Origin of the sequence: Luteimonas aquatica (assembly GCF_022662575.1) — a bacterium.
In the GTDB taxonomy this organism is placed as follows: domain Bacteria; phylum Pseudomonadota; class Gammaproteobacteria; order Xanthomonadales; family Xanthomonadaceae; genus Luteimonas; species Luteimonas aquatica.
On record NZ_JALBFU010000005.1, the window covers coordinates 101075 to 117865 of the forward strand.

At 71.4% G+C, this 16791-nt stretch carries 20 protein-coding genes; 8 read left to right on the plus strand and 12 right to left on the minus strand.

Annotated features, from left to right (window positions below):
• Positions 1–21 precede the first annotated feature (21 nt).
• The 6 genes from MD221_RS12045 to MD221_RS12070 all read right to left on the minus strand — a co-directional run bounded on the left by MD221_RS12045 (position 22) and on the right by MD221_RS12070 (position 4899).
• Positions 22–348: a lipid-A-disaccharide synthase N-terminal domain-containing protein gene (locus tag MD221_RS12045; RefSeq protein WP_425602263.1), complete on the minus strand. Its 327-nt coding sequence runs from the start codon at positions 346–348 to the stop codon at positions 22–24.
• 11 nt (positions 349–359) lie between these two features.
• Positions 360–1082, minus strand: coding sequence for a glycosyltransferase family 2 protein (locus MD221_RS12050; protein WP_242112015.1), 723 nt, complete (start codon positions 1080–1082; stop codon positions 360–362).
• A gap of 24 nt (positions 1083–1106) precedes the next feature.
• Positions 1107–2030: a ParB/RepB/Spo0J family partition protein gene (locus tag MD221_RS12055; protein ID WP_242112016.1), complete on the minus strand. Its 924-nt coding sequence runs from the start codon at positions 2028–2030 to the stop codon at positions 1107–1109.
• Positions 2027–2875 carry a ParA family protein gene (locus tag MD221_RS12060; RefSeq protein ID WP_242112017.1) on the minus strand — a complete coding sequence of 283 codons (849 nt, stop codon included), beginning with the start codon at positions 2873–2875 and terminating at the stop codon, positions 2027–2029. Before MD221_RS12060 ends, MD221_RS12055 begins: the two co-directional genes overlap by 4 nt.
• A 156-nt stretch (positions 2876–3031) precedes the next feature.
• A complete protein-coding gene (gene rsmG, locus MD221_RS12065; RefSeq protein WP_242112018.1) occupies positions 3032–3670 on the minus strand; it encodes a 16S rRNA (guanine(527)-N(7))-methyltransferase RsmG in 639 nt (212 codons plus the stop codon).
• A gap of 638 nt (positions 3671–4308) precedes the next feature.
• Positions 4309–4899 carry a 4'-phosphopantetheinyl transferase family protein gene (locus tag MD221_RS12070; protein ID WP_242112019.1) on the minus strand — a complete coding sequence of 197 codons (591 nt, stop codon included), beginning with the start codon at positions 4897–4899 and terminating at the stop codon, positions 4309–4311.
• 175 nt (positions 4900–5074) lie between these two features.
• Between MD221_RS12070 and MD221_RS12075 the strand changes: the two genes are divergently transcribed.
• Together MD221_RS12075 and MD221_RS12080 are read left to right on the plus strand one after the other, a co-directional pair.
• Positions 5075–6463 carry an AMP-binding protein gene (locus MD221_RS12075; RefSeq protein ID WP_425602271.1) on the plus strand — a complete coding sequence of 463 codons (1389 nt, stop codon included), beginning with the start codon at positions 5075–5077 and terminating at the stop codon, positions 6461–6463.
• A gap of 135 nt (positions 6464–6598) precedes the next feature.
• Positions 6599–6868: a GlsB/YeaQ/YmgE family stress response membrane protein gene (locus tag MD221_RS12080; protein WP_242112021.1), complete on the plus strand. Its 270-nt coding sequence runs from the start codon at positions 6599–6601 to the stop codon at positions 6866–6868.
• A gap of 82 nt (positions 6869–6950) precedes the next feature.
• Here the strand turns inward: MD221_RS12080 and MD221_RS12085 are convergent, their stop codons facing one another.
• From MD221_RS12085 to MD221_RS12095, 3 genes are all read right to left on the minus strand, one after another.
• Entirely contained in the window at positions 6951–7250 is a 300-nt protein-coding gene (locus MD221_RS12085; RefSeq protein ID WP_242112022.1) for a DUF705 domain-containing protein, read from the minus strand.
• A gap of 12 nt (positions 7251–7262) precedes the next feature.
• The gene (gene xth, locus MD221_RS12090; protein WP_242112023.1) at positions 7263–8033 is read right to left on the minus strand and encodes an exodeoxyribonuclease III; all 771 of its coding nucleotides are present in this window, start codon (positions 8031–8033) and stop codon (positions 7263–7265) included.
• A gap of 169 nt (positions 8034–8202) precedes the next feature.
• Positions 8203–9624: a coniferyl aldehyde dehydrogenase gene (locus tag MD221_RS12095; RefSeq protein WP_242112024.1), complete on the minus strand. Its 1422-nt coding sequence runs from the start codon at positions 9622–9624 to the stop codon at positions 8203–8205.
• Between the two features lie 118 nt (positions 9625–9742).
• Here MD221_RS12095 and MD221_RS12100 point away from each other — a divergent pair, with 118 nt between their 5' ends.
• Positions 9743–10306 (plus strand): gamma carbonic anhydrase family protein, encoded by a 564-nt coding sequence (locus MD221_RS12100; RefSeq protein ID WP_242112025.1) that lies wholly within the window; start codon positions 9743–9745, stop codon positions 10304–10306.
• Here MD221_RS12100 and MD221_RS12105 read toward each other — a convergent pair.
• The 3 genes from MD221_RS12105 to MD221_RS12115 are packed head-to-tail and all read right to left on the minus strand — an operon-like array spanning position 10299 to position 11431.
• Positions 10299–10919: a hypothetical protein gene (locus tag MD221_RS12105; RefSeq protein ID WP_242112026.1), complete on the minus strand. Its 621-nt coding sequence runs from the start codon at positions 10917–10919 to the stop codon at positions 10299–10301. The genes MD221_RS12100 and MD221_RS12105 overlap by 8 nt on opposite strands.
• Positions 10920–10927: 8 nt before the next feature.
• Positions 10928–11152 (minus strand): hypothetical protein, encoded by a 225-nt coding sequence (locus tag MD221_RS12110; RefSeq protein ID WP_242112027.1) that lies wholly within the window; start codon positions 11150–11152, stop codon positions 10928–10930.
• 9 nt (positions 11153–11161) lie between these two features.
• Positions 11162–11431, minus strand: coding sequence for a YkgJ family cysteine cluster protein (locus tag MD221_RS12115; RefSeq protein ID WP_242112028.1), 270 nt, complete (start codon positions 11429–11431; stop codon positions 11162–11164).
• A gap of 282 nt (positions 11432–11713) precedes the next feature.
• Here MD221_RS12115 and MD221_RS12120 point away from each other — a divergent pair, with 282 nt between their 5' ends.
• From MD221_RS12120 to MD221_RS12140, 5 genes are all read left to right on the plus strand, one after another.
• Positions 11714–12214 carry an RDD family protein gene (locus MD221_RS12120; protein ID WP_242112029.1) on the plus strand — a complete coding sequence of 167 codons (501 nt, stop codon included), beginning with the start codon at positions 11714–11716 and terminating at the stop codon, positions 12212–12214.
• Positions 12214–12894 (plus strand): RDD family protein, encoded by a 681-nt coding sequence (locus MD221_RS12125; RefSeq protein WP_242112030.1) that lies wholly within the window; start codon positions 12214–12216, stop codon positions 12892–12894. The genes MD221_RS12120 and MD221_RS12125 overlap by 1 nt, the downstream gene beginning before the upstream one ends.
• A gap of 24 nt (positions 12895–12918) precedes the next feature.
• Positions 12919–13944 carry a stage II sporulation protein M gene (locus MD221_RS12130; protein ID WP_242112031.1) on the plus strand — a complete coding sequence of 342 codons (1026 nt, stop codon included), beginning with the start codon at positions 12919–12921 and terminating at the stop codon, positions 13942–13944.
• Positions 13945–14084: 140 nt separating this feature from the next.
• Positions 14085–15626, plus strand: a complete 1542-nt coding sequence (locus MD221_RS12135; RefSeq protein ID WP_242112032.1) for a DUF4129 domain-containing protein — start codon at positions 14085–14087, stop codon at positions 15624–15626.
• Positions 15623–16786 (plus strand): DUF4350 domain-containing protein, encoded by a 1164-nt coding sequence (locus MD221_RS12140; protein WP_242112034.1) that lies wholly within the window; start codon positions 15623–15625, stop codon positions 16784–16786. The genes MD221_RS12135 and MD221_RS12140 overlap by 4 nt, the downstream gene beginning before the upstream one ends.
• Positions 16787–16791: the final 5 nt, after the last annotated feature.

Genomic DNA, 16791 nt, shown 5'->3' on the forward strand with positions numbered 1-16791 from the left:
CGGTGCGCGGTGTCGCGCGGGTCAGTGCCCGGCCCGGTCGCGGTGCCAGCCGCGATGGCGGATGTCCAGGTACAGGCTGTAGGCCGCGGTGAAGGCCGGGAACAGGTTCTGGATCACGCCGACCGAGTCCTGCTTCTGCGAGAACACGAAGTAGCTCAGCGTCATGGCGCTGCCGACCAGGCTCATGTACCAGAACAGGCGCGGGATCACCGGCTTGCCGTGGCGCTTGCTGGCGATGAACTGCACCAGCCAGCGGCCGCCGAACATCAGCGCGCCGACCAGGCCGATCAGCTTCCACGGGCTCATGTGCAGCCCGGTCCAGGCGAGCCAGGCGATCGGCTCGTTCATGACATCGCCGCTCACGCCACTTCTTCCGTCGCGGTGCGCTTGCTGCGCGCGATCAGCCAGGCCACGCCGCGCAGGTCGCGCAGGCTGACCAGGGCGCGATTGAGGTTGTTGTACTTGGACACGCCGCTGGCGCGGTGGCGGTGGTTGACCGGCACGCTCACCGTGCGCCAGCCGGCGCGCTGCATCAGCGCCGGCAGGTAGCGGTGCATGTGGTCGAAGTAGGGCAGGTCCAGGAAGGCGGCGCGCTCGAACAGCTTGATGCCGCAGCCGGTGTCCGGGGTGTCGTCGCGCAGCAGGCGCGCGCGGATCGCGTTGGCCCACTTCGAGGCCCAGCGCTTGCTGCCCGAGTCCTGGCGGTTGACGCGCCAGCCGGCGAACAGCTTGGTGTCGGGCGAGGCGGTGGCGCGCGTGGCCAGCAGCTTGGGGATGTCGGCCGGATCGTTCTGGCCGTCGCCGTCGAGGGTGGCGATCCAGGCGCCGGTGGCCGCCTTCACGCCGGTGCGCACCGCGGTGCTCTGCCCGCTCTGCGAGAGGTGGCGGATCACGCGCAGCTCGGGGACCTCGCGCTTGAGCTGCTGCAGCCGCTCGAGCGTGGCATCGCGCGAGCAGTCGTCGATGTAGACGATCTCGAACGGCAGCACGCCACGCAGCGCCGCGACGATCTCGCCGACCAGCGGCGCGACGTTGTCCTGCTCGTTGAAGACGGGGACGACGACGGAAAGTTCGACGGTCATGCGGGCAATGGGTGAGTCAGCCGATCAGCTGCGCTGCGCGCGCAGGCGCTCGAGCACGCCATCGAGCGTATCCAGGTCGGAGTAGTGGATCACCAGCTTGCCGCGCCCGGCGCGGCCGTGGGCGATGCTGACGCGGGTGCCCAGCGATTCGGACAGCTCGGTTTCCAGCGAGGCGATGTCGGCCTGCGGCGCGGCCTTGGCGGCCGGCTTCCTGTTCGCGGCCACCGGCACCTTGCCGGCGGCGTACTGCTGTGCGCGGTGCTCGACCTCGCGCACCGACCAGCCGTGCTCGGCGGCGTCGGAGGCCAGGCGGCTGGCCAGCTCGGGCGAGAGCGTGAGCAGGGCGCGGGCGTGGCCCATCTCCAGTCGCCGCGCCTCCAGCAGGGCGCGGATCGCCGGCGGCAGTTCCAGCAGGCGCAGCAGGTTGGACACCGCGGCGCGCGAGCGGCCCACCGCCTCGGCGGCCTGGGCGTGGGTGAGGGCGAATTCGTCGATCAGGCGCTGCAGGGCCTGCGCCTCTTCCAGCGGGTTGAGGTCCTCGCGCTGGATGTTCTCGATCAGCGCCATCGCCACCATGGTGCGGTCGTCGACGCTGCGCACCACCACCGGCACCTCGGCCAGCCCGGCCAGGCGCGAGGCGCGCCAGCGGCGCTCGCCGGCGATGATCTCGTAGGTGCGGTCCGGCAGCTCGCGCACCACGATCGGCTGGATCACGCCCTGGGCCTTGATCGATTCGGCCAGCTCGCCGAGCTTGTCCTCGTCCCAGTGCTTGCGCGGCTGGTACTTGCCGGGCGCGAGCGCGTCCACCGGCAGGCTGCGCAGGGTGTCGCCCGGGGTGGCTTCCAGCGCCGGCGCCTCGGCGGCGGCCTTGGGTCCGAGCAGCGCTTCCAGTCCGCGTCCGAGTCCGCGCTTCTTGGCGGGCTTTTCGATGGTCTTGGCGGCGCTCATGCCGGGGTCTCCGAAGTTGCGGGTGACGTCGGCGCGGCGGGCGTCGATGTGGAGGGCGTCGCCGCGGGCTTGGACTGTTCGCGTTCGCGCTGGCGACGCATCAGTTCCCCGGCGAGGCCGAGATAGGCGACCGCGCCGCGCGAGCCCTTGTCGTAGCCGACGATGCTCTGGCCGTGGCTGGGGGCCTCGGCCAGGCGCACGTTGCGCGGCACGATGGTGCGGAACACCTTGTCGCCGAAATGCGTGGTCAGCTCGCCCGAGACGGCGTTGGCGAGGTTGTTGCGCACGTCGAACATGGTGCGCAGCACGCCCTCGATCTCGAGGGCGGGATTGAGCTTGGCCTTGAGCGCCTCGATGGTCTGCAGCAGCGCGGTCAGGCCTTCCAGGGCGTAGTACTCGCACTGCATCGGCACCAGCACCGCGTCGGCGGCGGTGAGCGCGTTCAGGGTGAGCAGCGACAGCGCCGGCGGGCAGTCGATGAGGATGTAGTCGTAGCGATCGCGCAAGCCGTCCAGCGCGCGCTTCAGGCGCTGCTCGCGGCCCTCCTCGTCCATCAGCTCGATCTCGGCCGCGGTGAGGTCGGTATTGCCCGGCATCAGGTCCAGGCCTTCCTCGGTGGGCACGATGGCGACCTCGGCATGGACCTCCTCCAGCAGCACGTCGCAGGTGGAGGCCTCCAGCTCGCGCTTGTCCACGCCCACGCCCATGGTGGCGTTGCCCTGGGCGTCCAGGTCCACCAGCAGCACGCGCTTGGGCGTGGCGGCCAGCGCCGCGGCGAGATTCACCGCCGTCGTCGTCTTTCCGACGCCGCCTTTCTGGTTGGCGATAGCGATGATGCGGGCCATGGGTCCGGGCTGTCTGGGAGCGGATTTGTGCGAAGGGTCGAGGCCCGGCCGGCCGCGAAGGCGCGGCCGGCCGGACAGGGGATTATGCCCCAGCCGCCCCCCGGCACTGTGCCGGAGGCAGCGGAATGCTTCAGGAAGGGCGGCCGCGGCGCGGGTTCATGCCCGCGCGATTTCGACCAGATGGCGCTCGGCCGCCAGCCCCGGCACGCGCAGCGGCGTCACCCCGCGCGCTTGCCAGCCGGCCGGCAGCGCGGCGAGCTCCTCGTCCGGCCGCGCGCCCTTCATCGCCAGCAGGCGGCCGTCCGGCTTGAGCAGGTGGCCGCCCAGGGCAAGGATGTCGGCCAGCGTGGCCAGGGCGCGGGCGGTGATGGCGTCGAAGGCGCCGGGCTCGTCGACGGCCTCGGCGCGCGCCTCGACCACGCGGGCGTTGTCCAGGCCCAGCACGCGCACCGCCTCGCGCAGGAAGCGCGCCTTCTTGCCGTTGGATTCCACCAGGGTCACCCGCAGGGCCGGCACCGCGATCGCCAGCGGGATGCCGGGCAGGCCAGCGCCGGCGCCAAGGTCGGCCAGCGTGGCGATGCCGCGCACGTGCGGATGCATCGCCAGCGAATCGAGCAGGTGCAAGGTCACCATCTCGCGCGGATCGCGGATGGCGGTGAGGTTGTAGGTGCGGTTCCAGCGGTCGAGCAGGGTCAGGTAGGCAAGCAGGGGCTCGGCCAGGGCGGGGTCGAGGGACAGGGATTGCAGGCCCGCGACGAGGTCGGGAGCGAGGGGGTGGAGGGCGGGGGGCGTCATGGCGGCATTGTATGGGTGCCGGGCACAGGCTTTGGACGGGACTGCCGGCGCGTGGAGCAAGGATCTTGAAGCCAGCACGATTGCCGTCCGTGGCGCGACAACACCGGCTTCGGAACGTCCGGCCCGGCCTTCCATGGTCGGGCGCTCGGCAACCCAGCAGACGCTGGTCCAGGAATTGCGCTTGGCAAGGGGGCGATTGCCGTCCGTGGCGCGACACACTGGCTTCGGAACGTCCGGCCCGGCCTTCCATGGCCGGGCGCTCGGCAACCCAGCAGACGCTAGTCCGGGAATTGCGCTTGGCAAGGGGGCGATTGCCATCCGTGGCGCGACACACTGGCTTCGGAACGTCCGGCCCGGCCTTCCATGGCCGGGCGCTCGGCACCCCAGCCGACGCGAGTCCGGGAATTGCGCTTGGCAAGGGGGCGATTGCCGTCCGGGGCGCGACACACTGGCTTCGGAACGTCCGGCCCGGGCTTCCATGGCCGGGGGCTCGGCAACCCAGCAGACGCGTGTCCGGGAATTGCGCTTGGCCAGGGGGCGATTGCCATCCGTGGCGCGACACACTGGCTTCGGAACGTCCGGCCCGGCCTTCCATGGCCGGGCGCTCAGAACCGCAGCCGATGCCGATAGGGCATCGGCTAGGCGCGGTTCTTCGCCCATGCCACCACGGCTTCGTAGCCGGGCATGGGCGCGAAGGCGCGCAGCGTCCAGTCCGCCGGCGTGCCCAGGGCGGGATCGCAGGCCACCAGGCGCCAGTCCTGGCCGTCGTAGGCGAATTCCAGGCGGTCCAGGCCGAACACCAGGCCGCGGCCGTGGGCCTTGAGCACCGCTTCCTTGGCGCACCACAGCCGCACGAAGGCCGTTTCGCGGCCAGCCTCGGGCCAGGCGGCGAGCAGCGAGGTTTCGCCGGGCGTGAAAAACCGCTCGGCCAGGGCCAGCATGCGTGGGCGCGGACGCAGCCATTCCAGGTCGGCGCCCACGCGCACGCCTGCGCCAAGCGCGAGCAGCAGGCCGTCGCCGCTGTGGCTCCAGCTGGCATCGAAGGCCGTGTTCGGGTCCAGGCGCGGCCGGCCGTACGCATCGCGCACCAGCGACAGCGTTTCCGCCGGCGTCTGCAGCCAGCGCGCCAGTTGCGGACGCACCAGCGCCTCGGCCGATTGGCCGTGCCGGTAGGGCCCCCAGGCGCAGCGGACCGGGCCCAGATCGAGACTGTCGCCGGGATCGAACATGAATCGCAGCTTGGCACGAGTGCGCCGCAAAGTCCGCACGCGGTCGCCCATGCCCGCCTGCGCCCGCGCCTGCATCCGCGTGCCAGTCAGCGTAAGCTAATCGCCGGGGAAGTAAGGATATGGGGCATGCGGCATTGATTGCCGCGGGACAGCAATCATCCAGATGTCGGCAGTCATCCAGAGCAAGCTCGCGTCCGCCAGCTCGGCACCCTGCGCATTGGCGCAAGGCGCGCCGACGCGCGCCATCGCTTTCGACGCGGATCGCGAAATCCCGCTCGAGACCTTTTTCGCGCACGTGCGCGCGCTGGCCGCGCGCCTGCCCGAGGCCACGCATGCGGTGAACCTGTGCGAGGACCGCTACCGCTTCCTGGTGGCGTTCTGCGCGGTGGCGCTGCGCGGACAGACCACGCTGCTGCCGCCTTCGCGCACCCGCGCGGCCATCGACGAGGTGCGCGCGCTGCATCCGGGCAGCTACTGCCTGGGCGACGGCGAACCCTGCGGCTGCGACCAGGCGCATCTGGCGCCGCTGCCGCACTACATCGCGCTGCCCGACCCGCTGCCGCGTGAGGCGGGCCCGCTGCCGCTGGTCGACGACGCGATGCTGGTGGCGATCGGCTTCACCTCCGGCAGCACCGGCGTGCCCAAGCCCAATCCGAAGACCTGGCGCAACTTCCGCACCAGCACCGCGCAGAACCTGGCGGCGCTGGCGGGCCTGTGGCCGGAAGAGCAGACGCTGCACGTGGTGGCCACCGTGCCGCCGCAGCACATGTACGGCATGGAGATGTCGGTGATGCTGCCGCTGCATGGCAACGTCGCCGTACATGGCGGGCGCCCGTTCTTCCCGCAGGACGTCGCGCAGGCGCTGGGCGAGGCGCGCGGCCCGCGCCTGCTGGTGACCACGCCGGTGCACCTGCATGCGCTGGTGGAATCGCAGATCGACTGGCCGCCGATGGCCGGCATCGTCACCGCCACCGCGCCCTTGCCGCAGGCGCTCGCCGCGGCGGCCGAGGCGCGCTTCGGCTGCGAGGTGCGCGAGGTGTTCGGCTCCACCGAGACCTGCGTGATCGCGCGCCGCCGCACCGCGCACGAGCAGGCCTGGACGCCGCTGCCGGGCGTGCGCCTGACGCCGCAGCCCGACGGCACCCAGGTGCAGGCGGCGCATCTGCCGCAGCCGGTAGTGCTGGCCGACCTGATGGAAGTGCAGGACGACGGCCGCTTCCTGCTGCGCGGCCGTCAGGCCGACCTGCTGGAGATCGCCGGCAAGCGCGCGTCGCTGGGCGATCTCACCCGGCGGCTGCTGGCGATTCCGGGCGTGCGCGACGGCGTGGTGTTCCAGCTCGACGAACCCGACGACGCCCGCCATCCGGGCGGCGTGCGCCGCATCGCCGCGCTGGTGGTCGCGCCCGACCTGCACGAGCGCGACATCCTGGAAGCGCTGCGCCGCAGTGTCGATCCGGTGTTCCTGCCGCGCCGCCTGGTGCGCGTGGACGCCTTGCCGCGCAACGAAACCGGCAAGCTGCCGCGCGCCGAGCTGCTGCGCGTGCTGCAAAGCAACATGAACTGAGCGTCACCCGCGCAAGGGCGTGTTGCACCCGCATTCATGTCGCCCACGCTGTCATAACGGCCTCGCTTCTACGCTGGGCTGGCCTCGGAGTAGAGCGAGGCGTGCATCCCGCTCAACTTTCTCAGGAGTCGCAGCATGGGCATCATTATCTGGTTGGTGGTAGGCGGCATCATCGGTTGGCTCGCCAGCATCATCATGCGGCGCGATGCGCAGCAGGGCATCCTGCTGAACATCATCGTCGGCATCGTCGGTTCGTTCCTCGGCGGTTGGCTGATCGCGCCGATGCTGGGCACGGGCACCGTCAACAGCGGCGACTTCAGCATCATGGGCCTGGTCTCCTCGCTGATCGGCGCGGTGATCCTGCTGCTGATCGTGAATCTGTTCACGCGCGGCCGCGCGCGCTGACAGTTTTTCGAAACGCGAAAACGCGTGACGCAAAGGCCCGGCATCGCCGGGCCTTTCTTTTTTGCGGGTTGCGAGCGAGGCGTCAGGCGTCGGCCGCGTTTCCCGGGAGCACATGCCGGCAGCCCCGCCATTCAGCAACGGCTTGGTCGTCCACATAAACCTCCGGTTTGGGCAGGAAGGCCGTGAAGCATTGCTCGATGCCCAGTTCGATCGCCGACATGCGCGCGTAATCAGCGCCTCCAGAGCTCCACAGATAGAGCATGTCGCCCTGGCGGTGCAGTTGGCGGACGCGCTCAACCATCGCCGGCATCGGAATGCGCCGCGTGCCAAAGGAGCGAATCAGGGTGTCGTCGACATCGACGAAGATGACACGCGGCTTCATGTCATTCGAGCGTCATGTGCGTAGCTTCACCCACACCGGCGCGTGGTCGCTCGGCCGGTCCCAGGTACGCGGTTCGCGGTCGATGTCGGCGCCGTCGCTCTCGCGCAGCGCGTCCGAGACCAGGGTGAGGTCGATGCGCAGGCCGAGGTCGCGGCGGAAGCCGGCCTGGCGGTAGTCCCACCAGCTGAACTTGCCGCCCGCCTCGTGGTGCAGGCGATAGGCGTCGTGCAGGCCGAGATCGAGCAGGCGCCGGAGCGCGGCGCGCTCGGCGGTGGAGGTGAGGATGTGGTTCTCGTTCCAGATCGCCGGGTCGTGCACGTCGCGCTCGTCGGGGGCGATGTTGAAGTCGCCCAGCACCACCAGGCGCGGATGCGCCTGCAGCTCGCGCGCCAGCCAGCCGTGCACGGCCTCGAGCCAGCGCAGCTTGTAGGCGTACTTCTCGGTATCCACGTCCTGGCCGTTGACCACGTACAGGTTGACGATGCGCACGCCGTCGACGGTGGCGGCGATCACCCGCTTCTGCTCGTCCTCGAAATCCGGGATGCCGACCTGCACGTTCTCGATGGCGCGCTCGCGGGCGAGGAGGGCCACGCCGTTGTAGGTCTTCTGCCCGGAGAACACGCTGCGGTAGCCGAGCGCGGCGAGCGCGGTGTCCGGGAACTTGCTGTCCTCCAGCTTCGTTTCCTGGATGCCGACCACGTCCGGCTGCGCGGCCTGCAGCCACTGCTGCAGGTGCGGCAGGCGGACGTTGAGCGAGTTGACGTTCCAGCTGGCGATTTTCATGGGTCTGGTCGAGGAGCCGGTGGAAAGATTGATTATGGTCGGTCATTCCTGCGCAGGCAGGGATCCGGCGGCCTCGCCCCGACGCCGCCGCGACGCAATGGAAGGCGCTGGATTCCGGCCTGCGCGGGAATGACGGCGTGAGGGTATCGGTGGCGGGACGCCGTGGGAATCACTTCCGTCCCGACAGCAGCTTCACCATGCGGTCGGCCAGCCCGCGATACGGCGGCTTGAGCAGGTCGGTGGCCGAGCGCCGCGACTGCCACAGCACCGGGATGGTCTTGGTCATGGCGTCGAAGCCGGCGCGGCCGTGGTACTGGCCCATGCCGCTGGCGCCGACGCCGCCGAAGGGCAAGTTGCTGGCGGCGAAGTGCAGCAGGGTGTCGTTGACGGTGACGCCGCCGGCGAGGATGCGGCCGAGGATCTTCTCGACCACGCCGCGGTCGTGGCTGAAGGGATACAGCGCCAGCGGCCGGTCGCGCGCCTCGATCCAGGCCAATGCCTCGTCGAGGCTGCGATAGCTGCGGATCGGCAGGATCGGACCGAAGATCTCCTCCTGCATCACCTTGGCGTCGTCGCCGGGTTCCAGCACCAGGGTCGGCGCGATGAGATGCTCGGCCTCGGCGCGGATCGGATCGATCTCGGCCAGCGGGATCACCTCCAGTCCGCGCGCCCGGGCGTCGTCGAGGTAGCCGCGCAGCCGCCGGTACTGGCCTTCGTTGATGATGCGGGTGTAGTCGTCGGCCTCGCGCAGGTCGCCGTAGCGCGCCTGCGCCTGCGCGCGCAGCGCTTTCACCAGGGCGTCGCGGCGGCTTTCCTCGACCAGCACGTAGTCGGGGGCGATGCAGGTCTGGCCGCCGTTGAACCACTTGCCGGTCGACAGCCGCGCGGCGGCCTGCTCGACCGGATAGTCGGCCATGACTAAAGCCGGCGACTTGCCGCCGAGCTCCAGCGTGAGCGGCGTCAGGTTGGGCGCCGCCGCGGCCATCACCTTGCGCCCGACCGCCGTGGAGCCGGTGAAGACCAGGTGGTCGAAGGGCAGCGCGGCGAAGGCGGCGCCGAGCGCGGCATCGCCCAGCGCCACCGCCACGCGGTCGGCCGGGAAGGCCTCGGCCAGCACCTCGCGCAGCCAGGCGCTGGTGCGCGGCGCGTGCTCGGAGGGCTTGAGGAAGACGTGGTTGCCGGCGGCGATCGCGGTGGCCAGCGGGATCAGCGCCAGGTTCACCGGGTAGTTCCAGGGCGACATCACGCCGACCACGCCCACCGGCTCGGGCCGCAGCTGCGCCCGCGCCGGCCACAGCCGCCAGCCGGCACCGACGCGGCGCGGCTTCATCCAGCCACGCAGGTGGCGGCGCAGGTGGTCGATCTCGGCCACCACCGTCATGGTCTCGGCGAGCAGCATCTCGTGGGTGGAGCGGTGGCCGAAATCGGCCGAGATCGCCCGCAGCATGGACTCGGTGTTGCCCTTGACCGCCTCGCGCAGCCGCGCCAGGTCGTCGAGCCGCTGCCGCGCGTCGGGGCGGTGGCGCCGCCAGGCGCCGCGCAGGCGTTCGAGGGTGGGGTGCAGGTCGGCGACGGGCGTCTGGGCGGGCATGTCCATGCACCGCACTATAGGCCGAGGCGAAAGCGCGCAGGCAAGCGGGCCGGCGCGAATCCGGCGCCGGTCGCGTTTTTGTCCGCGCCGCCCACCCGTCGCGCACTAAAATCCCCCCATGACGCCCCCATCGCCCGCCAATCTCCGCCCCTACCGCGACAAGCGCCCCGTGCTCGGCGCCCGCGCCTACCTCGACCCGGCCGCGACCCTGATCGGCGACGTCGTCCTCGGCGAGGATGTGTCGGTGTGGCCGCAGACGGTGATCCGCGGCGACGTCAATTTCGTCCGCATCGGCGATCGCACCAATGTCCAGGACGGCACCGTGGTGCACGTCAGCCACGACGGCCCGCACGCCAAGCTCGGCGGTTTCGCCACCGTGGTCGGCGCCGACGTGACCATCGGCCACAAGGCGGTGATCCACGCCTGCCGCATCGAGGACGCGGTGCTGATCGGCATGGGCGCGGTGGTGCTCGACGGTGCGGTGGTGCGCCGCCACGGCTTCGTCGGCGCCGGCGCGCTGATCGCGCCGGGCAAGGTGGTGGGCGAGGGCGAGCTGTGGCTGGGCAATCCGGCCAGGAAGGTGCGGATGCTCTCGGAAGCCGAGATCGACGCGCTGTACTACAGCGCCAAGCACTACGTGCGGCTGAAGGACGAGTACCTGCGCGGCGAGGGTGTCAGCTGACCGCCTGCTGCAGCCATTCCTCCACCAGCTGGGCGTAGTCGAGGTAGTTGAGCGAATCGCGCTCCAGCCCGGACTTGTCGCAGATCTCCGGCAGGGCGGTGGCGAAGGCGCGGTACTGGTCGCGGATCCAGGTGGTCGGCTTGAGGGTCTCGCGCCGCGAGGCCACGCGCAGCCATTCGCGGACCTCGCGCAGTACCTTCTCCGGCGCATTGCCGTGGGCGCGGATGTCCTGGCCGGCGATGTCGGAGAGGAACTTCTGGTAGCGGTAAGGCTCGGTGTCGAGGATGAGCAGGCGCTTGCGCCCGCCCTCGGCGTGGAACTTCTTGAAGCCCAGGTCCAGACCGAGCTCGAAGGGCATGTTGAAGCGCGGCAGCTGGTGGCCGCCGTCGAGCTCGACCCGCGAGATGTCGTGGATGCCGAGCCGAGATTCGCGGATCAGGCGCACGATCTTGTCGATGCGCACGTCGCCGCTGTCGGATTCCTCCAGCGCGCAGCGCGGCACGAAGCCGCAGGCATAGACGGTAAAGACCACCACCTCGAACAGCGGCCAGTAGCCGGCGTCGAAGGGGCAGTTGATGAAGACGTTGTCGTTGAACCCTGGCGTCCCGGCCATGCGCGGGTTCAGGCGGCGTGCGCCCTGGCGGACCTGCCGTCGCGATCGCGGTCGAAGCCGATGTGGCCGCTGCCGGTGGCGGTGTCGCGCACCTTCAGGTCGCCGCCCTTCTTCACCGGCACGCGGCTCCTGGCTTCGCGCACGATCCGGCGCAGGGCCGGCGCGGAGAGATTGCCGCTGCGCTTGCCCAGATGCTTGATGACGACCTTGCCGGTGGCGGATTTCCTAGCCATGCGTCCATCTTACGCCTCCGGCGCGGCGGGACAAGTCGCGATCTCCAGGGCGGTCAGCAGGGAGAGGGCCTGGCCGCGCGAGGCGCCGCACATGTCCCCGGCCGGGCGCAGCGAGGCGCAGAAGGCCGGCCGCAGCGGCGAGCCGAACAGGCGGCAGCGATAGTCCTCGTCGAGCTGCACGCAGGGGATGCCGGCCGGCTTGCCGTGCGGCATGCCCGGGATCGGCGAGGCGATCGACGGGGCGATGCAGCAGGCGCCGCAGCCCTCACGGCAGCGCATGGCGGAAGCTCGGCGACGGTGGGGAGCGGGGGCGCATCTGCGGAGTCGGGCGGCGGGACGGCCAAGGTACCCGTTCCGTCGATGGCGAAACAGCGGCGGCGCGAGGCGGGCCGGGGCCGGGATGTCGGCAGGATGACACCGGTGACGCCGCCGGTCGGCGCGCGCAAGTTCCGTGCGTCGCCGGCGCGGCGCGCTGCGCGATTGCGGCGGACTTTCGTCGCAATCGGCTGTAGTAGCATGTGCGCGGGGTTCGCCCGTCGACGGCGCAGGGAGACGTCGCGCATGGAAGAGGTTCGACCGCCGTTCAACCCGTACTCGGCGCCGGAGGCGGCGCTCGCGCGGGTGGAGGCCGGGGAGACGACCGCGCCGGCGTCGCGCTGGCGGCGCCTGGGCGCCTACCTGATCGATACCGCGCTGTTCTTCGCCGCGGTGCTGTTGCCGGTGATCGCCGTCGACGGCGTCGGGCGCCTCGACAGCGAGCAGATGTCCGATGCCGCCGTGCTGGCGATGCTGGCCACGCTGCTGGCCTTGCTGGTGGTCGACCTGATCCTGCTGCAGCGGCAGGGGCAGACGCTGGGCAAGCGCTGGTGCGCGATCCGCATCGTGCGCAGCGACGGCAGCCGGACGGGGCTCGGCCGGCTGTTCGGGCTGCGCTACCTGCTGGCGCAGGGCGTGCTCGGGATCGTGCCGTTCTTCTCGCTGATCGACGTGCTTTTCATCTTCGGCCGCGAACGGCGCTGCATCCACGACATGCTCGCCGACACCATCGTCGTCGACGCCTGATGCTCGACACGTTCCGCGAGGTGCATACCCCGGAAGGGGTCGCCCTGCAGCTGCCGGCGGCCGGGCCGGTGCCGCGCGCGCTGGCCTGGCTGATCGACGCCGGCATCCGCCTGGGCATGCTGACCGCCGTGGGCATGCTCATGGCGCTGCTGGGCACCGCCGGCATGGGCCTGTACCTGATCGTGATGTTCCTGCTGATGTGGGCCTACCCGGTGGTCTGCGAGGCCGTGTTCAACGGGCAGACGCCGGGCAAGCGCGCGCTGGAGCTGCGCGTGGTCTCCGCCGACGGCGCGCCGGTCGGCTGGATGGCCTCGATCGTGCGCAACCTGATGCGCACTGTGGACATGCTGCCGTTCGCCTACGGCTTCGGCGTGATCGCCGGCCTGGCCGACCCGTACGGCCGCCGGCTCGGCGATCTGGTCGCCGGCACCCTAGTGGTGCACGCCCCGCGCCTGCAGCTGCCGCGCACCGCGCCGAGCGTGAGCGTGCATGCGCCGGCCGCGCCGCTGCGGCCGGGCGAGCAGGTGGCGGTGATCGCCTTCGCCGAGCGCGCCACCCAGCTCACCGCCGAGCGCCAGCGCGAGCTGGCCGACATCGTCGAGCCGGTCACCGGCGCGCGCGGCGAACTGGGCGTGGTGCGACTGGCGGGCATTGCTGCCTGGTTGCTGGGGCGGCGGTGAGGCGGCTTGCATGAGGCGGCTTTCGTGAGGCAATCGCAATTCATCATCCAGCACGAGGCGGAGTGGCAGGCCTTCGAGCGCTGGCTGGAGGTCCGCGCCGACAAGTCGCGGCCGGGCGAGGACAAGCGCAAGGGCAAGCCCGGCGCCAAGCCGGACGCGGCGCCGTCGATACCGCCGATGCGCGACGAGGATATGCCCGTGCACTATCGGCGGCTGTGCCAGCAGCTGGCGCTGGCGCGCAGCCGCGGCTACAGCCCGGTGGTGACCGCGCGCCTGCAGGATCTGATGCACCGCGGCCACAACGCGCTGTACCGGCCGGGGCCGCTGCACTGGCGGCGCGCGATGGAGTTCCTGATCGCCGATTTCCCGCGCCTGGTGCGCGCGCAGCGCGGCTGCCTGTGGATCTCGGCGGCGCTGTTCGTGGCCGCCACCGTGGGCATGTACCTGGCGGTGACCTGGAAGCCGGAGCTGATCCACAGCCTGTTCGATCCGCAGCAGATCGCCCAGTTCGAGGCGATGTACGACCCGGCCGCGCCCGACGCCAAGCTCGGCCGCGACAGCGGCACCGATCTGGCGATGTTCGGCTACTACATCCTCAACAACGTCAGCATCGCCTTCCGCACCGCCGCCAGCGGCTTCTTCGCCGGGATCGGCGCGCTGCTGGCGCTGGGATTCAACGGCGTGATCTTCGGCGGCCTGGCCGCGCACCTGCAGACGGTCGGGCACGGCGATCCGTTCTGGCGCTTTGTGGTCGGCCACGGCGCGCCGGAGCTGAGCGCGATCGTGATCGCCGGCGCCGCCGGGCTGCGCCTGGGGCTGGACGTGCTGGCGCCGGGACGGCGGCGGCGCCTGGATGCGCTGGTGGAGGGCGGCAAGGTGTTCGGGCAGCTGTGCCTGGGCGTGTTCGCGATGCTGGTGTTCGCGGCCTTCGTCGAGGCGTTCTGGTCCTCGATCGGCTGGATGCCGGCATGGATCAAGTTCAGCGTCGGCGGCGTGCTGTGGGCGCTGGTGCTGGGCTGGCTGTGGCGCGGGGGAGCCCATGCGCGCTGAACGCGACATCGTCGCGCTGCATGGGCATCGAGCCGCGCCGTTCGCGCGGCGAGGGCCCTGCACGCCCGTCCGGGGATGGCCGGGCCGGGCGTTCTGGCGTCCGGCAGGTCGCGCCATGGATGGCGACAGGAGCCCCCGCCATGCGCCTTGAGTCGCTGCGCGTGGAACTGCGTCCGCGCTCGCCGTGGGAGGCGGTCGAGTTGGGCATGGCCCTGGTGCGCACGCACGCCGGGGCGATCTGGCGCCCCTGGCTGCTGCTGACCCTGCCGGTGTTCGCGCTGCTCAACGGGCTCGCGCTGATGCTGGGCGCGGTGTGGCTGGCGTGGCTGGCGATGTGGTGGCTCAAGCCGGTGTTCGACCGCGTGCCGATGTACGTGCTCTCGCGCGCGGTCTTCGGCGAGGCCCCGGACACGCGGGAGACCTTGCGCGCGCAGTGGCGCTGGGGCTGGCGCGCGATGTGGCCGATGCTGCTGTGGCGCCGTTTCAGCCCGATGCGCGCGCTGACGCTGCCGGTGGACCTGCTCGAAGGCGTGGAGCCGCGGCGCCTGCGCGAGCGCCGCGGCGTGCTGGCCGGCGGCATCGGCGGCACCACCGCGCTGCTGACCTTCACCTGCCTGGGCTTCGTCGCCGTGCTGGCGTTCTCGGCCGTGTCGGTCGGCCTGCTGCTGGTGCCGTTCGAATACCTGCCCGAAACCGGGCGCGCGCTCTGGTCGATGGCGCGGGTGGAGCCGCCGGGCTGGCTGCAGGTGCTGCTGCACCTGCTGGTGTGGCTGGCGACCAGCCTCGTCGAGCCGTTCTACGTCGGCGCCGGCTTCGGCCTGTACTTGAACCGCCGCACGCAGATCGAGGCCTGGGACGTGGAGATCGCCTTCCGCCGCCTGCGCGCGCGCCTGCAGGCCGGCGCGGCCACGCTGCTGGTCGCGATTGCGGCGACGATGGCGCTGGCGCCGCCCTCGCATGCGCAGGGCGAGGCGATGTGCCCGCTGCAGGCCGCCAAGACCGAGGTCGAGGCGGGCGCGTTGCGCGAGATCTTCGGCAAGGAGCTGGTCGACGAGCGCGCCTTCCGGGACGCCGTCGGCCGCGCCTACCGCGATCCCTTGCTGCGTCCCAAGCAGAAGGTGATGCGCTGGGAGCCGCGCGAGCTGCAGCAGCGGCGGCAGGCGACCTCGTCCGCACTGCCGCCCTGGCTTGCCTCGCTGCTGGCCCCGATCGGCGTCATCGGCGAGGCCGGCCTGTGGCTGCTGCTGGCGCTGCTGGTGCTGGCCCTGGCATTGACGGCGCGGCACTGGTGGCCATGGCTGCGCGCGGGCGCGGCCCGTCGGCGGGCGCCGGCGCCGGTGCAGACGAGCGAAGCCAGCCTGCCCGACGTGCTGCCCGATGACATCGCCGCCGCGGCGCGCGCGCTGTGGCGGGAGGGACGCCCGCGCCGCGCGCTGGCCCTGCTGTACCGCGCCAGCGTCGAGGCCATGGCCGAGCGTGCCGGCATCCTGCTGGTGCCCGGCGCCACCGAATCCGAATGCCTGCGCGCCTCGCGGCGCATGCCCGAGGGCGAGGACCGCGAGGCCTTCGCGCGCGTGGTGCGCGTGTGGCAGTACGCGGCCTACGCGCAGCGGCTGCCGCAGGAGACCGAATTCGAGACCCTGCTGGGCACGCTGGCGCGGCGATTCGGTTGGGCGGCATGAGCACGCGGGCGCGCAAGCGGGGCCTGCTCGCGCTCGCGGTCCTCGGCGCGGCGGCGCTGGCCGTGCTGATCGGCCTGTGGTGGCGCCACGCCTACCACCGCGTGGAAAGGACGATCCCGCTGCCGCCGCGCGGCGAGGCCAGCTACAACCCGCTGTATGCGTTGAAGCTCGCCCTGCGCGCCGACGGCGTGCAAGTCGAGTCGCGGCAGCGCCTGCAGCTCGACCGGTCGCCGCCCGGCCGGCGCGACACCCTGCTGCTGTTCAGCGATCCGCGCACCTTGTCCGGCGACGAGGTCGACACCGTGCTCGACTGGGTGCAGGCCGGCGGGCACCTGCTGCTGCGCATGCCGCCGGCCGAGCGCCTGGGCAACGAGATCCGCGAGGACCAGCTGCTGTGGGCGCTGGACCTGCGCCCGATGCCGGACGAGGTCGCCTGCGCGCCGCTGGGCGAGGGCGAGGGCGGCGAGCAGGCCGCCACGCTGCTGTTCTGCGGCAGCGCCCGCTTCACCATGGACGGCGTGGAGCCGCAGCACAGCTGGGGCGACCTGGAGGCCGGCTACGTCTACGCGCGCCTGGTCTACGGCATGGGCACGGTCGACGTGCTCTCGGACATGGACTTCCTCGACAACGACGAGCTCGAACACCCCGCCAAGCTGGCCTTCGCGCGGCAGCTGCTGCAGCCGGGATGGAAGCAAGGCACCGTGCATCTGATCTATGCCGCTAGCATGCCGCCGCTGTGGCGGCTGCTGCTGGAGAAGGCATGGATGGCCTGGGTGCCGCTGCTGCTGGCGGTGCTGGCCTGGCTGTGGATGCGCACCCAGCGCTTCGGCCCGCTGCGGCCCACGCCGGAGCCCGGCCGTCGCGCCCTGCTCGAGCACGTGCAGGCCAGCGGCGAACACCTGTGGCGTTACGGCCGCGCGCAGGTGCTGCATCACGCCATGCGCGAAGCCTTCCTGGCGCGCCTGCGCCGGTGCGATCCGCTCGCCGCCGCCCTCGAGGGCCAGGTCCAGGCGCAGGCCATCGCCGAACGCATCGGATTGCCGGCCGCCGAGATCGCCCACGCCCTGCAACCGCCCCGCCCCTTCGACGGTGCCGACTTCCGGCACCGCATCGCCAAACTGGCGCTGATGAGACAACTTCTGATGAGGCAGACACTATGAGCCCG